At 66.1% G+C, this 14,126-nt stretch carries 13 protein-coding genes; 9 read left to right on the top strand and 4 right to left on the bottom strand.

All coding sequences use genetic code 11. The features are described from left to right. The first annotated feature begins 2 nt into the window (after nucleotides 1-2). Entirely contained in the window at nucleotides 3-881 is an 879-nt protein-coding gene (locus tag F3H41_RS03480) for a cytochrome c1 (RefSeq protein WP_149737157.1), read from the top strand. Between the two features lie 876 nt (nucleotides 882-1,757). On the opposite strand, the gene F3H41_RS03475 is transcribed toward F3H41_RS03480, so the two are convergent. From F3H41_RS03475 to F3H41_RS03465, 3 genes are all read right to left on the bottom strand, one after another. Further along, entirely contained in the window at nucleotides 1,758-2,654 is an 897-nt protein-coding gene (locus F3H41_RS03475) for a hypothetical protein (RefSeq protein WP_244616062.1), read from the bottom strand. After that, a complete protein-coding gene (gene mazG / locus F3H41_RS03470; RefSeq protein WP_149737156.1) occupies nucleotides 2,626-3,495 on the bottom strand; it encodes a nucleoside triphosphate pyrophosphohydrolase in 870 nt (289 codons plus the stop codon). Before mazG ends, F3H41_RS03475 begins: the two co-directional genes overlap by 29 nt. Nucleotides 3,496-3,580: 85 nt before the next feature. Then, the gene (locus F3H41_RS03465; protein ID WP_149737155.1) at nucleotides 3,581-4,180 is read right to left on the bottom strand and encodes a nucleoside deaminase; all 600 of its coding nucleotides are present in this window, start codon (nucleotides 4,178-4,180) and stop codon (nucleotides 3,581-3,583) included. Between the two features lie 278 nt (nucleotides 4,181-4,458). Here F3H41_RS03465 and cysG point away from each other — a divergent pair, with 278 nt between their 5' ends. The 8 genes from cysG (at nucleotide 4,459) to F3H41_RS03425 (ending at nucleotide 13,422) form a co-directional block, all read left to right on the top strand. Further along, nucleotides 4,459-5,967 (top strand): siroheme synthase CysG, encoded by a 1,509-nt coding sequence (gene cysG, locus F3H41_RS03460; RefSeq protein ID WP_149737154.1) that lies wholly within the window; start codon nucleotides 4,459-4,461, stop codon nucleotides 5,965-5,967. Continuing rightward, complete coding sequence (locus F3H41_RS03455) at nucleotides 5,967-6,278, top strand: DUF2849 domain-containing protein (RefSeq protein WP_149737153.1); 312 nt, start codon at nucleotides 5,967-5,969, stop codon at nucleotides 6,276-6,278. The genes cysG and F3H41_RS03455 overlap by 1 nt, the downstream gene beginning before the upstream one ends. A 14-nt stretch (nucleotides 6,279-6,292) precedes the next feature. Further along, nucleotides 6,293-7,963 (top strand): nitrite/sulfite reductase, encoded by a 1,671-nt coding sequence (locus F3H41_RS03450; RefSeq protein WP_149737152.1) that lies wholly within the window; start codon nucleotides 6,293-6,295, stop codon nucleotides 7,961-7,963. Between the two features lie 11 nt (nucleotides 7,964-7,974). After that, on the top strand, nucleotides 7,975-8,475 hold the full coding sequence (locus F3H41_RS03445; RefSeq protein ID WP_149737151.1) for a DUF934 domain-containing protein: 501 nt from the start codon (nucleotides 7,975-7,977) through the stop codon (nucleotides 8,473-8,475). Nucleotides 8,476-8,642: 167 nt separating this feature from the next. Next, a complete protein-coding gene (locus tag F3H41_RS03440) occupies nucleotides 8,643-9,455 on the top strand; it encodes a ferredoxin--NADP reductase (RefSeq protein ID WP_149737150.1) in 813 nt (270 codons plus the stop codon). Nucleotides 9,456-10,123: 668 nt separating this feature from the next. After that, a complete protein-coding gene (locus tag F3H41_RS03435; RefSeq protein WP_149737149.1) occupies nucleotides 10,124-10,897 on the top strand; it encodes a phosphatase PAP2 family protein in 774 nt (257 codons plus the stop codon). Continuing rightward, complete coding sequence (locus F3H41_RS03430) at nucleotides 10,894-11,850, top strand: arginase family protein (protein WP_149737148.1); 957 nt, start codon at nucleotides 10,894-10,896, stop codon at nucleotides 11,848-11,850. The genes F3H41_RS03435 and F3H41_RS03430 overlap by 4 nt, the downstream gene beginning before the upstream one ends. Before the next feature lie 66 nt (nucleotides 11,851-11,916). After that, the gene (locus F3H41_RS03425) at nucleotides 11,917-13,422 is read left to right on the top strand and encodes a succinate CoA transferase (RefSeq protein WP_149737147.1); all 1,506 of its coding nucleotides are present in this window, start codon (nucleotides 11,917-11,919) and stop codon (nucleotides 13,420-13,422) included. 9 nt (nucleotides 13,423-13,431) lie between these two features. Here F3H41_RS03425 and F3H41_RS03420 read toward each other — a convergent pair whose 3' ends face one another. Next, a complete protein-coding gene (locus F3H41_RS03420) occupies nucleotides 13,432-14,073 on the bottom strand; it encodes a MarC family protein (protein WP_149737146.1) in 642 nt (213 codons plus the stop codon). Nucleotides 14,074-14,126 lie beyond the last annotated feature (53 nt).

Below are 14,126 nucleotides of genomic sequence, written 5' to 3'. Positions count from 1 at the left end.
CGATGAAGAAGCTTGTCACGAGCATCGTGCTGATCGCCGCCCTGGCCGGGTTCTCCGGCCAGGCTCTGGCCGCCGAGGAGCATGGCGACCTCGCCGCCCTCACCGAACATGCCGCCAAGGTTGGCCACTATCCCATTCTGAAGCCGAAGCAGGAGAGCTGGACCTTTGCCGGCCCGTTCGGCAAGTATGACAAGGGCCAGCTGCAGCGCGGCCTGAAGGTCTACAAGGAGGTCTGTTCGGCCTGTCACTCCATGAACCTCGTCACCTTCCGCACGCTGGAACATCTCGGCTACTCGGAAGCGCAGGTGAAGACGTTTGCGGCCGAGTACGAAGTGCAGGACGGCCCGAACGCCGACGGTGAGATGTTCACCCGCAAGGCCGTTCCGTCCGACCATTTCCCGTCGCCCTTCCCGAATGTGGAAGCGGCAGCGGCCGCCAATAACGGCGCGGCCCCGCCGGACTTCTCGCTGATCGCCAAGGCACGCGGCGTCACCCGCGGCTTCCCGCAGTTCGTCTTCGACATCTTCACCCAGTACCAGGAAGGCGGTCCGGACTATATCCACTCGCTGCTGACCGGTTACCAGGAGCCGCCGGAAGGCGTGACGGTCGCGGAAGGCACGCATTTCAACCCGTACTTCGCCAATGCCGCCGCGCTCGCCATGGCCCCGCCGCTCTCCGACGACCAGGTCACCTATGACGATGGCGCGCCGCAGACGGTCGACCAGTACGCCCGTGACGTCTCCGCCTTCCTGATGTGGACTGCCGAGCCGCACCTCGAGGACCGCAAGCGCACCGGCTTCATGGTCCTGATCTTCCTCGTGATCTTCACGGGCCTGATCTACCTCACCAAGAAGTCGGTCTACGCCAACAAGGAACACTGATCCGGTTTTCGGGTCATGATCCGACGTGTTCGAAAGGCGGCCTGCGGGCCGCCTTTTGCGTTGTGGGGTGTGGTCGCCGGGGCGAGCCCGAAGATGACGTCTTGATCGGTTTCTTCGCAGTTTTCCCCCTTTTTCCCCGTCCGGTGCGGGCAGCCTATCATCGTCCTCGCTCCGCCATCGGATGCACCGGCAGGCGTGCCGGCGAGGCGGGGCCGGCGCGAGGCGGAGGGGAGGGACGCAGGCTCTTCCGGTCTCGGGTTCGCGAAAGGATCGACCGGTGGGCTGCATGAATCCTGCCGGGGAGGCCGCAAGGCCACAGGAACGCGATGGCGGCGGGTGGAAGACCGCCGTCCTGTAAAACCCGGCGTCTGGGGCGTTTTTCAAAGCCGCGTCCCTTGCGCCGGACGATATGCCGGGACGAGCCGGTTTCCGTTCTACCGATCAGGCTTGCGAACAAAAACCGCCGAACGGGGCGCGCCACGGGCGCTTTTCCCTTTCACCATCCTTTCGCGCCGGTGGCGCGCCCCGTCCGACCTGACCGAAACCCCGGCGTTTTGCGCGCGGGGGTGTTCGTGCGGAGGGTACCTGCGGGGGTTGGACCCCGCTTTCGCGGCGCATGCGGCGGCTGGCTTCGCCCCCTCATCCGCCTGCCGGCACCTTCTCCCCGAGGGCAGAAGAGACCAGGCCGATGGCGCCGAGCCTCCAGCGAACGCTCAGATGACAACCGCTATTCTGCTCAACACCAGAAGAGATGCGAGGCGGTGCCACACGTCTCTTCTCCCCGGCGGGGAGAAGGTGCCGGCAGGCGGATGAGGGGGCGTAGCCATTGAGGCGAATGCGGCCAACAGGCTGGATCAGGAAACTTGCGACACGAGATCACGCCGGCAAATTCGCCGCATTCAGCGATGCATCGTCCGACCCTTGTCCCCCACCCATCCCGTAGAGATAAAGCCGCGTCCCGCGCCGGTCCTGCAGTTCCCAGACCTCGTCGGGCTCAACCTCCGGCACGGCAAAACTGTTGGACACGAAGAGACTGCCCGGCTTCATTTCGGCCCGCGCCTTGGCAAAGAGCGCCGGCATGGGCTCGGGCGACAGAAAGGCATAGACGAGATCGGTGGTCCCGAGATCGGTCTCCCAGAGGCTCACCCTGGCGATCGAACCGCGCCCCGTCAGACGCGACAGCAGCCACGACAGCGCAAAGGCGAAGGGCGCCGTCTCGACGCCGCGGGCGGTGCGGCCCTCGCCATGGAGCGCCCGCACGACATCGCCGAGGCCGGAGCCGAGGTCGAGGGCGCTGACGAGCCCGCGCTCGCGCATCAGCGTCGTCAACGCCTCGGCCGTCGCGCGGTTGGTGAGGTAGAGCGGCACGCGCTCCCGCGCCGTGTTGGAAAAGACGAGGTAAAGCAGCAGGAAGGCGAGCCCAAAGGGCCAGGCGGGCAGGGTGCCGGCGGTCAGCAGCGTTAGCCAGATAGCGACCGGAAAACCGCCGCCGATCCAGATCCACCAGACGGGCAGCCCGGCAAGCCGCGTCAGCCCGGCAGCGATCGCGGCCTGCGCAAGGGCCGTGGCGATCAACAGCGGGAGGGAGAGGGATGGGGCGGGGTCCGCCGCGCCACCCACGCTGACGTCCAGTGGAAAGACCGCGCGCAACCCGGCCAGAAGCGCAGGGGCGCCCAGCAGCGCCACGATCTGGATCACGGCAGCCGCCAGCAGCGGATGACGGCGGGCGAGCGGCATCACCGGCTCATCCACGCCCGGAGGGGGCTGCGCCATCCGGCTGCGTCACCTCGCCGTCTGCCACCCGCTCCAGCCGCTTGGCGTCCTGCCACAGCTCCTCCATCCGCTCCAGCGTGGCGGCGGGAAGGTCCTCGCCCTTGGCGGAGAGCACCCGCTCGATATGGCCGAAACGGCGGCGGAACTTCGCATTCGTCGCGCGAAGCGCCTCTTCGGGGTCGGCCTTAACATGCCGGCCGATATTGACGACGGCGAAGAGGAGGTCGCCAAGTTCGCCCTTGACCTTGTCGGTCTCGCCGCTCGAAAGCGCCTGGCGCAATTCGCCGATCTCCTCCTCGATCTTGTCGAGGATGGGGGCTGCCTCCGACCAGTCGAAGCCGACCGTCGCAGCCTTCTCCTGCAGCTTCAGCGCCTCGGTGAGCACCGGTCCGCGCCGCACGCTATCCAGCAGGCCGGGGGCCTCGGTGATGCCCCGTGCGGCCCGGCGGGCGGCGCGTTCGGCCTTCTCCTCGGCCTTGATCGCCGCCCACTGCGCCTTCACCGCCTCCGGCGTATCGGCCTCGGAGCGGGCGAAGACATGCGGGTGGCGGCGGATCATCTTGGTGGTGATGGCCGTGACGACATCGCCGAAGGAGAACTGTCCGGCCTCCTCCGCCATGCGGGCATGGAACACCACCTGCAGCAGCAGATCGCCCAGTTCGTCGCGCAGGTCGTCCATGTCGCCGGTCTCGACCGCCTCGGCCACCTCATAGGCTTCCTCGATCGTATAGGGCACGATGGTCTCGAATGTCTGTTCGATGTCCCAGGGGCAGCCCGTCTCGCGGTCGCGCAGCGCCGCCATGATCTCGATGAGGCGGGCGATGTCGGTGGAAGGCTGCATGGGGAAAGGTCCGTCTGTGGTCAGCATGTCCAAAGTGCAAATCGGTTTTGCGTCCGGACACTGCGCGAAAAGGAGCCCGCTCAGTTCAGTTCAGCGGAATGTCGTTGTCGCCCTTGGACGACTGGTAACTGTCGGAAAGCGCCGCATAGCGCGCCCGGATCGCTTCGGCGCGGGCCTGAAGGCGCTCACGATCCGGCGCGTCGGCGATCAGCGCGGCGATGGCGTCGGACACCCAATAGGCATTCTTGCGCGCATACTGCCCCGGCTCCAGCTTGAACACCTCTTTCAGGATCTTCAGGTCGTGCGGGATCGAAAAGGCGTCGCGGCTGTCCTCGTGGCTGAAGAAATAGTAGAAATTGTCAAAGCCTGCCCAGGTGATGGCCGACAGGCACATGGAGCAGGGCTCGTGGGTGGAGAGGAAGACGAGGTCCTTGGTGTCGGGCCGCTCGCCCATCTCGTAAAAGCGCTTCAGCGTGTGCACCTCGCCGTGCCAGAGCGGGTTCTCCGTCTCGTTGTTGGTCTCGGCCAGCACCAGCGAGAGATCGGATTTTCTAAGGATCGCGGCGCCGAACACCTTGTTGCCGGCGGCCACGCCCTTCTCCGTCAGGGGCAGGATGTCGTTTTCGATCACATCCAGCAGGCGGGCGGCGAGACCTGAAGGGGCGAAGGCGGGGCTGGTCGTCATCGTATCGGGGCTCCCTGCGGACGATTGGCGCTGGTCGCCATTTAGCGGTGTCGCCGGCCGGGTGGCAACGGCCCCGGCCGCGCCATGCACCGCAACCTGCGCGAAACGGGCAAAAGCGGGCGGCACGCAGGTTCACGGGGGAGCGTTTTTCCCCCTGGCTTCGTCTTCTGGTAAAAGAATACGTCAGAGACTGTTCAATCGCATTTCCGTACCTTCATTTCGCCCCGCGGATGAAGGATATTCCCCGCACCCCTGATCAGGATTGCCGTACTCTGCCGATGACCGACCGTCTCACCGTTTTTCCAGCCTTTTTCCGTGTCGCGCACAAGCGTGTCGCGGTGTTCGGCAATGGCGACGAGGCCTTTGCGAAGGTGCGGCTGCTTCTGAACACCGAGGCGCACATCGTCGCCTTTACTGATGCGCCGGAGGCCGATTACGCCGCGCTGCTCGCCGAACGCGGCATCGAGACGATCCGCGCGCCTTTCGAATCCTCCCAGGTGACCGGAGCAACGCTCGTTTTCGCCGCCACGGGCGATGCCGCCTTCGACCGCGACATCGTGCGTGCGGCGCGTGCCGCCGGCATTCCCGCGAATGCGGTGGACCAGCCGGACTGGTGCGATTTCCTCACTCCCGCCCTCGTCAACCGCGCCCCGGTCGCCGTCGCCATCGGCACGGAAGGGGCGGGGCCGGTTCTCGCCCAGATGATCCGCGCCCGCATCGACCAGATCCTGCCGCCCTCCCTCGGCCGTCTGGCGCAGCTCGCACAGACCTATCGCCGCGCCGTCGAGGTGCTGCTGCCGAAGGGCAATACGCGCCGCACCTACTGGAAGCGGTTCTTCACCGGCGATGTGGCAGAAGCCGTCGCGGCCGGCGATCTCTCCACCGCGCGCCGCACCGCAACCCGCATGCTGAAGGCCTCGGGGCCGGCCGAGGGCCGCGTTTTTCTCGTCGGCGCAGGCCCGGGGGCGGAAGACCTGTTGACGCTGCGTGCCCAGCGCCTTCTCATGGAAGCCGATGTCATTCTCTTCGATGCGCTGGTGCCGCAGGCGGTGGTCGATCTCGGCCGGCGCGATGCCGAGCGCATTTCCGTCGGCAAGCGCAAGGGCTGCCATTCCAAGCCGCAGAGCGAGATCAATCAGCTGCTCGTCACGCTCGGCCGCGAGGGCAAGCGCGTCGTGCGCCTGAAAGCCGGCGATCCGCTCGTCTTCGGCCGCGCCGGCGAGGAAATGGCGGCGCTGCGCGAGGCCGGCATCGCCTACGAGATCGTGCCCGGCGTCACGTCTGCCTTGGCTGCCGCTGCCGATTTCGAGCTGCCGGCGACGCTGCGCGGCGTCTCCTCCTCGCTCGTCTTCACCACCGGCCATGACCTCAAGGGCGATATCCTGCCGGACTGGGCCCGCCTTGCCGTCTCCGGCGCCACGGTCGCGGTCTACATGGGCCGCACGGTGGCTGCCTCCGTCGCCGGCCGCCTCATGGAGATCGGCGTCTCCGCCGAGACCACCGTCGCCGTTGTCGAAAATGCCGGCCGCGCCGACCGGCGCATGCTGCATGGCACGCTCGCCGATCTGCCGGCGCTTCAGCATCGCGACGAGCTGACCGGGCCTGTCATGGTCATCATCGGCGATGCCGTGGCCGGCGCCAATTTCACGCATTCAAAGCCCTTGGCAGAGCCTCTGACTGCCGGGCGCTCCCTCGTGCCCGTATCGCCCCTTGCGGCGCAGGCGGACGGCGACTACGAACAACGCGCATTCGAGACTTCGATGCAAAGGACTGAGGAACACCGCTGATGGTCGACAAGGTACTCACCGCCAACCGGTTGGCCGACGGCATTTCCGTCTGGCTGAATGCCGCCGGCGCGTGGACGGAATCATTGCAGGACGCCTTCGTGGCGCGCCATGCCGAAGCCGTGACGGCGCTGGAAGCGGCCGGCAAGCAGGCCTTTGCTGACAACAAGGTGGTGGACGTCAACGTCATCGAGATCGAAGAGGTCGATGGCGTTCTTCGCCCGCTTCGCCTTCGCGAGCGCATCCGCGCCGAAGGCCCGAGCATTGACTATGCGGCCGGCTACAAGGGCCTGCACGCCGAACAGACCGCCTGAGGAAAGAGCCGAGCATGTATCGCTACGACGAATTCGACCACGCCTTCGTATCCGCCCGCGTGGCCCAGTTCCGCGACCAGGTCGAGCGCCGCCTGTCGGGCGCGCTGGCCGAGGATGCCTTCAAGCCGCTGCGCCTGATGAACGGCGTCTATCTCCAGCTGCACGCCTACATGCTGCGCGTCGCCATCCCCTATGGCACGCTGTCCAGCCGCCAGATGCGCATGCTCGCCCATATCGCGCGCAAGTATGACCGCGGCTACGGCCATTTCACCACCCGCCAGAACATCCAGTACAACTGGCCGCGCCTCTCGGATACGCCCGCCATTCTGGATGAACTCGCCTCCGTCGAGATGCATGCGCTGCAGACGTCTGGTAACTGCATCCGCAACGTCACGGCCGACCATTTCGCCGGCGCCGCCGCCGACGAGGTCGCCGATCCCCGTCCTTACGCCGAGATCCTGCGCCAGTGGTCGTCGGTCCACCCGGAATTTTCCTTCCTGCCGCGCAAGTTCAAGATCGCGGTCACCGGCGCCGAGCGGGATCGCGCCGCCATCCAGGTCCACGATATCGGCCTGCACCTGAAGAAGAACGCGGCCGGTGACCTCGGCTTTGCGGTCTATGTCGGGGGCGGGCAGGGGCGCACGCCACTGGTGGCCAAGAAGATCCGCGACTTCCTGCCGGAAGAGGATCTCCTCTCTTACACCACTGCCATCATGCGCGTGTACAACCTGCATGGCCGGCGCGACAACAAGTACAAGGCCCGCATCAAGATCCTCGTCCATGAAACGGGAATCGAGGAACTGACGCGTCAGGTCGAGGCCGAATTCGTGCATCTGAAGGACACGGAGCTCAAGCTGCCCGACGCCGACGTGCAGGCCATTGCCGCCTATTTCGCGCCGCCTGATCTGACCGAGCGCCCCGAGGGCTGGGCGAGCCTTGCCGCCTGGAAGAAGGCGGACCCCGAGTTTGCCCGCTGGGTGCAGCAGAATGTCAATCCGCACAAGCACCCGGATTACGGCAGCGTGACGATCTCCCTGAAGCCGATCGGCGGCATTCCGGGGGATGCGACCGACGTGCAGATGGAGGCCGTCGCCGATATCGCCGAGGAATATGCCTTCGACGAAATCCGGGTCAGCCACGAGCAGAACCTCGTCCTGCCGCATGTGGCGCTCGCCGATCTCGAAGCGGTCTACCGCGCTCTGGTCGCCCAGGGGCTCGCCACCGCCAATGCCGGCCTCATCACCGACATCATCGCCTGTCCGGGGCTCGACTATTGCGCGCTCGCCAATGCCCGCTCGATCACGGTCGCGCAGGACATTTCTAATCGCTTCGGCAGCGCCGAGCGGCAGGCGGAGATCGGCGAGCTGAAGATCAAGATCTCCGGCTGCATCAATGCCTGCGGCCACCACCATGTCGGCCATATCGGCCTTCTGGGCGTGGAGAAGAAGGGCGCCGAGCTCTACCAGATCACGCTCGGCGGCTCGGCCGACGAGAACACCTCGATCGGCGAGATCATCGGTCGCGGCTTCGAGCCGGAAAAGGTCACGGATGCGGTCGAGACGATCGTCGATACCTATCTCGGCCTTCGCCTGTCACAGGATGAAACCTTCCTCGACGCCTACCGCCGCGTCGGCCCGCAGCCCTTCAAGGATGCGCTCTACGGCAATGCGCAGGCCGCGGCCTGAGGAGATCTGACATGACGACCCGCATCTGGACCGAAACCGGCTTCGTCGCAGACGATCCCTGGATTATCGAAACCGAGGAGACCAAGGCCGGCGGCAATGAAAAGCCGATCCTGAAGCTTGCCGATTTCCTCGCCGCGGCGGAAGCCGGCGGCGAGGGGCTTGGCGTGCTGATCGCGCCGGCCGACGATGTCACCGCGCTTGCCCCCCATCTCGACCGCATCGCGCTCGTCGCGCTGGCCTTCCCGGCCTTCAGCGACGGCCGCGCCTTCAGTCACGCCTCGCTGCTGCGCTCGCGCCTTGGCTTTTCGGGCGAAGTCCGCGCCGTTGGCGACGTGCTGATCGACCAGGTGCCGCACATGCTGCGCTGTGGCATCGACAGCTTCTCGGTCACCAATGCGACCGCCCTCCAGCGCCTTGCCGAAGGTCGCCTGCCGGGCATCGACCATCATTACCAGCCGACCGCGCGTCCGGCGGCGAAGGCCGGCGGCTACAGCTGGCGGCGCGTTTCCTGATCCGATGCCGGCCTCGCGAGATCTTGCGAGGCCGTGCGACGGCGTGAAGCAGTCCGCATCGCGCCAAAAGCGTGTTATTTGGAAGGATATTCCTTCCAAAGACCGCCTGCCTGATTTAAGCGGCGATAGTTGACCGCCATCGTCACCATTTGAGGACGCCTTATCCGATGAATGCCCCCGCAAAGACCGAGGATTTCGTTGAAACCGCGCCGGCCGGCGTCTTCGTGGAGACGGTGACCGAGGTCGCCCATTACACGGACCGGCTGTTCCGCTTCCGCATGACGCGCCCGGCCGGCTTCCGCTTCCGCTCCGGCGAATTCGCGATGATCGGCCTGATGGTCGAGGGCAAACCGATCTACCGCGCCTATTCGATCGCCAGCCCCGCCTGGGACGAGGAACTCGAGTTCTTCTCGATCAAGGTGCCGGATGGTCCGCTGACCTCGCATCTCCAGCTCATCAAGCCCGGCGACAAGGTGCTGATGCGCAAGAAGCCGACCGGCACGCTGGTGCTCGATGCGCTGACCCCGGGCAAGCGCCTCTACATGTTCTCGACCGGCACCGGCATCGCCCCCTTCGCCAGCCTCATCCGCGATCCCGAGACCTATGAGAAATTCGAGGAAGTGGTTCTGGCGCACACCTGCCGCGAAGTCGCGGAGCTGAAATACGGCTTCGACCTCGTCGACGAGATCAAGAACCACGAGTTCCTCGCCGAAATCGTCGGCGACAAGCTGAAGCACTATGCCACCGTCACCCGCGAGCCCTTCGCCTTCCAGGGTCGCGTGACGGACCTGATGCGCTCCGGCAAGTTCTTCACCGACCTCGGCGTTCCCCCGCTCGATCCCTTGATCGACCGCGGCATGATCTGCGGCTCGACCGAGATGCTGAAGGACACCAAGGCGATCCTCGAGGAAGCCGGCCTCACCGAAGGCGCCAACAACAAGCCCGCCGAATTCGTCATCGAACGCGCCTTCGTGGGGTAACGCGCGGCGGATGCCGGCTGAGCATGTCGCCACGTTCGGCGACCGGGGCCATATGGCCGGCGCTCCACCAAAAAACCCCGTCATCCTCGGGCTTGACCCGAGGATCCATCCACCAGCCCGGCGCTTGCCGCGTGGATGCTCGGGTCAAGCCCGAGCATGACGGAGGGTGAGGGGGCCGACCCTCCCTCCGGTGAATACCGAGAGCTTCGACGGACCGCTGCATCATATGTCCAACCCACCCGCCGGTGTCATCTCCGGCCACCTCCAACGTCATCCTCGGGCTTGACCCAAGGATCCATCCACCGGCCGGCGCTTGCTGCGTGGATGCTCGGGTCAAGCTCGAGCATGACGGTCGTTGAGGATGCCAACGGTGGCTGCCGCTGGGTTTGAGCGCGGGCATCTGTTCCGCGACGGCAAAGCTCCGGGTCATCTTAGATCGCTCCGCAGGTTGGCTCCGCTCAAGGAGTGGCGCGCCAACCCCACCCGCCGTCATCGTCGGGCTCGACCCGAGGATCCACCCGCTGGCGCAGCGATTGCCGCATGGATGCCCGGCCAAAACCCGAGCCTGACGGCGGCAACCCCCACAATTTCCTGTCATCCCATCGACTCCGCCGCCACCCACCCCACATACTCGCCCGAATGAAAACAACAAAAGGGCAGCGCACGACATGACACGCCTCGGCACCATCCTGTCTCGACAAAGCTGGCGGCGCGAGTTTCTCACCTGGTCGACCGTGCTCGGCGCCTCGCTTCTGGCGTTGGTCTTCGTGATGATCGCCCGCGAGATCATGGAGGGCGAGACACATCGGCTGGATGAGGCGATTCTCACGATGCTGCGCACGCCCGGCGATCTTTCCGTCGCGATCGGTCCCGGCTGGCTCACCAAGGTGATGACCGACATCACCGCGCTTGGCGGGGTCACGGTGCTGACGCTGATCACCCTTCTCGTGACGCTCTACCTCGTCCTCAGCCGCGCCGAGCGCACGGCGGCCTTCCTCGTCGTCTCCATCCTCGGCGGCTGGGGCCTCAGCAGTCTCCTGAAGATCGGCGTTGGCCGCCCGCGGCCAGAACTCGTGCCGCATCTCGTCGAGGTCCATGACCTGAGCTTCCCGAGCGGCCATGCCATGCTCTCGGCCGTCGTCTATCTGACGCTCGGCGCGCTGCTGTCGCGGCTCGAAACGCGCCGGCGGCTGCGCGTCTTCTTCATGGTGACGGCACTGTTCCTCACCCTCATCATCGGCCTCAGCCGCATCTTCCTCGGCGTGCATTATCCGACCGACGTTCTCGGCGGCTGGTGCGCGGGTCTCGCCTGGGCGAGCCTCAGCTGGTTCGCCGCCCAGCGCCTTCTCGGCTGGCGCACCGCGTCGGATCAGCCGGCGGAGGGCGATCCCGACGAGGGAACCCTTGACGAGACAGCATATGAAAGAGGCAGCCGACAATGAAGGTGAGCGAAACGACCTTTCTCGGCCTGCCGGCCGCCCTTGAAGGCGATGTTGCGCCAAAAGCCGTCATCGCCGGCGTCCGGCATGCCACCGCCTATCCCGAGCAGGATTGTACGGGGCACGCGGCCGCCGCCGGCGCGATCCGCGCCGCCAGCCAGGAGGATGCCGGCTTCATAGGGCATTTCGATTTCGACCTCGGCGGACCGCTTTTTGGCGATGGCCCGGTCTGCTGCATCGACAGCGGCGATATCGACACGGCCGCGCATGACAATGCGACCAACCGGCGCCGCATCGAAGAGACGGTAAAATCCATTCTCTCCACGTCGGCGGTCCCGATCCTGATGGGCGGCGACTGCTCGGTCACCATTCCGTTCCTGTCGGCCTTCGGCGGCGGCGCGCCCATCGTCGTGGTGCAGATCGATGCCCATATCGACTGGCGGGAGGACCGGTTCGGCGAGCGCTTCGGCTTCTCCAGCCCCATGCGGCGGGCCAGCGAAATGCCCCATGTTGCCGGCATGGTGCAGGTTGGCATGCGCGGGGTCGGCAGCGCCCGTCCCGCCGATGTCGACGATGCGCTGGCCTATGGCAGCCGCTTCGTGCCGGCCCGTTCGGTTCGCGCCGAGGGCATCGATGCGGTGGTGGCGCAGGTGCCGAAGGACGCCCGCGTCGTGATCACGCTTGACTGCGACAGCCTCGATCCCTCCGTCATGCCCGGCGTGGTCGCGCAGGCGCCGGGTGGCCTGACCTATGCCGAGATCATCGATCTCATTGCCGCGCTCGGCCGGCACGCGCGCATTGCCGGGTTCAATCTGGTCGAATTCTATCCGCCGGCCGATATCGGCAACCAGTCCGCCATCGTCGCGTCGCGGATCCTCGCTAACGTGATCGGCGCGGTGGTTCGGCAAGGATCGTCCGGCAAGGGAGTTGACGCGAAACCGATCGCGCCTGTTTGAACCAGATCAAGGCCCGCGCCGCCGATCCGTCGGATGAGAGGCACGCCACCAAAAAGGAGCGGGCACATGACTTGGTCTTACGATGATATCCGCGCTCGCATCGGCAGCGATGCCCTCATGCAGCGGCTGATGACGGCTGCGGATGCGGCGCGCCTCATCACGGACGGCATGGTCGTCGGCATGAGCGGCTTTACCCGGGCTGGCGACGCCAAAGCCGTGCCGCTGGCGCTTGCGCAACGCGCGCTCGCCGATCCCCTGAAAATCACGCTGATGACGGGCGCCTCACTCGGCCACGACATTGACCGGCGGCTGACCGAGGCCGGCGTTCTGTCCCGCCGCCTGCCCTTCCAGTCCGATGCCGTGCTGCGCGCCGCCATCAATCGCGGCGCGGTCATGTTCATCGACCAGCACCTGTCCGAAACCGTCGAGCAGCTGCGCTCCGGCCAGCTTGCGCCCATCGACATCTCCATCGTCGAGGCGGTCGCGGTCAAGGCCGACGGCGCCATCGTTCCCACCACCTCCGTCGGCAATTCCGCCAGCTTCGCCACGCTCGCCGAACGCGTGATCGTCGAGCTCAACATGGGCGACAGCCCGGCGCTGGAGGGTCTGCACGACATCTATCTGCCCGAGCGCCGGCCGAGCCGCACGCCCATCCCCGTCGTCACCGCCGACAGCCGGGTCGGCACCACCGCCATCCGCATCCCCGCCGACAAGATCGCGGCCATCGTCGTGACAGACAAGGCCGACAGCTTCGCCCGGGTGGAGTCGCCGGATGCGCAGACGAGCGCGATTGCCGGGCATCTTCTCGCCTTCTTCGAAAGGGAAACCGCCGCCGGCCGGCTGGACCTGACCCGGAACCCGCTGCAGGCCGGCATCGGCGTCATCGCCAATGCGGTGCTATCCGGGCTGAAGACCGGTCCCTTCGACAATCTCGTCATGTACAGCGAGGTGCTGCAGGACAGCACCTTCGAACTCATCGACGCGGGCAAGCTGCGCTTTGCGTCCGGCGCCTCGATGACGCTCGGGCCGGAGCTCGCCCGGCGTGTCTTTGCCGATGTCGACCGCTACCGCGACAGGCTGGTGCTGCGCCCGCAGGAGATCAGCAACCATCCGGAGATCATCCGCCGCCTGGGCGTCGTCGCCATCAACACGGCGCTGGAATTCGACATTTACGGCAATGTGAATTCCACCCATGTCTTCGGAACTGACATGATGAACGGCATTGGCGGCTCCGGGGATTTTGCCCGCAACGCCTATCTCTCGATCTTCATCGCCCGCTCCACCGCCAAGGGCGGTGCGCTCTCCTCCGTCGTGCCGATGGTCAGCCATGTCGACCACACCGAGCATGACGTCGATATCCTCGTCACCGAACACGGGCTTGCGGATCTGCGCGGGCTCGCGCCGCGGGAAAGGGCAGGACGCATCATTGCGGCCTGCGCCGATCCCGCCTTTCGCCCTGCGCTCGCCGACTATCTCGAGCGCGCCATTCGCGACCGCGGCGGCCATACCCCGCACATTCTGGAGGAAGCCCTCTCCTGGCATGCGCGGGCAAGGGCGACCGGCCGGATGTGAGGCGGCCGGTCAGGGGCCGATATAGGGCGTGAAGGAGGCCCTGACGCCATCCACCACGAACTGCACGGCGAGCGCGGCAAGGATGACGCCGAGCAGCCGCGTCAGGATCGCCCGACCTGTGACGCCGAGGAAGCGGTCGAGCCGGTCGGCAACCGCCATGGCGGCGAGCAGGATGGCAAGGCTCGCGACGATGACGATCAGAAGCTGTGCCCGTCCGGCCGCGCCGTCGAAGGAGCCGGAGAGCAGGATCGTCGCAGAGATGGCGCCGGGCCCGGCGATCAGCGGCAGGGCGAGCGGGAAGACGGCGATATTGTGCATGTGGTCGCGGGTGATCGCGACCTCTCCGGTCTTTTCCTTCCGCTCCTGCCGCTTCTCGAAGATCATCTCGAAAGCGATGACGAAGAGCAGCACGCCGCCGGCGATGCGGAAGGCGCCGATGGAGATGCCGAGCAGCGAGAGGATGCTTTCACCGAACAGCGCGAAGGCGGCGAGGATGAAGAGCGCGATCAGCGTGCCGCGCAACGCCACCTGCATGCGCTGCGAACGCGTCATGCCGACAGTGAGGCTGAGGAAGATCGGTGCCAGCCCCGGCGGGTCGATGGTTACGAGAAGCGTCGTCAGCGCATTGATCAGAAGGTCGGTATTCAGCATCATTTTCCCCTCGGACTGTCCCCGTCCGTTTCGGCCATGCTAGACTGATTTTG

It is taken from the genome of Rhizobium sp. RU20A (assembly GCF_900155885.1).
GTDB lineage: Bacteria > Pseudomonadota > Alphaproteobacteria > Rhizobiales > Rhizobiaceae > RU20A.
The sequence above is the reverse complement of the archived record's forward strand: the minus strand, read 5'-3'. Positions and strand labels throughout refer to the sequence as shown.

Excerpts from the sequence above, each read along its gene's own strand:
- F3H41_RS03465 (WP_149737155.1), bottom strand. The coding sequence starts at position 4,180 with ATGACGACCAGCCCCGCCTTCGCCCCTTCAGGTCTCGCCGCCCGCCTG.
- F3H41_RS03425 (WP_149737147.1), top strand. The coding sequence starts at position 11,917 with ATGACTTGGTCTTACGATGATATCCGCGCTCGCATCGGCAGCGATGCC.
- F3H41_RS03430 (WP_149737148.1), top strand. The coding sequence starts at position 10,894 with ATGAAGGTGAGCGAAACGACCTTTCTCGGCCTGCCGGCCGCCCTTGAA.
- F3H41_RS03480 (WP_149737157.1), top strand. The coding sequence starts at position 3 with ATGAAGAAGCTTGTCACGAGCATCGTGCTGATCGCCGCCCTGGCCGGG.
- F3H41_RS03435 (WP_149737149.1), top strand. The coding sequence starts at position 10,124 with ATGACACGCCTCGGCACCATCCTGTCTCGACAAAGCTGGCGGCGCGAG.
- F3H41_RS03475 (WP_244616062.1), bottom strand. The coding sequence starts at position 2,654 with ATGGCGCAGCCCCCTCCGGGCGTGGATGAGCCGGTGATGCCGCTCGCC.
- mazG (WP_149737156.1), bottom strand. The coding sequence starts at position 3,495 with ATGCAGCCTTCCACCGACATCGCCCGCCTCATCGAGATCATGGCGGCG.
- F3H41_RS03450 (WP_149737152.1), top strand. The coding sequence starts at position 6,293 with ATGTATCGCTACGACGAATTCGACCACGCCTTCGTATCCGCCCGCGTG.
- F3H41_RS03455 (WP_149737153.1), top strand. The coding sequence starts at position 5,967 with ATGGTCGACAAGGTACTCACCGCCAACCGGTTGGCCGACGGCATTTCC.
- F3H41_RS03440 (WP_149737150.1), top strand. The coding sequence starts at position 8,643 with ATGAATGCCCCCGCAAAGACCGAGGATTTCGTTGAAACCGCGCCGGCC.
- F3H41_RS03420 (WP_149737146.1), bottom strand. The coding sequence starts at position 14,073 with ATGCTGAATACCGACCTTCTGATCAATGCGCTGACGACGCTTCTCGTA.
- F3H41_RS03445 (WP_149737151.1), top strand. The coding sequence starts at position 7,975 with ATGACGACCCGCATCTGGACCGAAACCGGCTTCGTCGCAGACGATCCC.
- cysG (WP_149737154.1), top strand. The coding sequence starts at position 4,459 with ATGACCGACCGTCTCACCGTTTTTCCAGCCTTTTTCCGTGTCGCGCAC.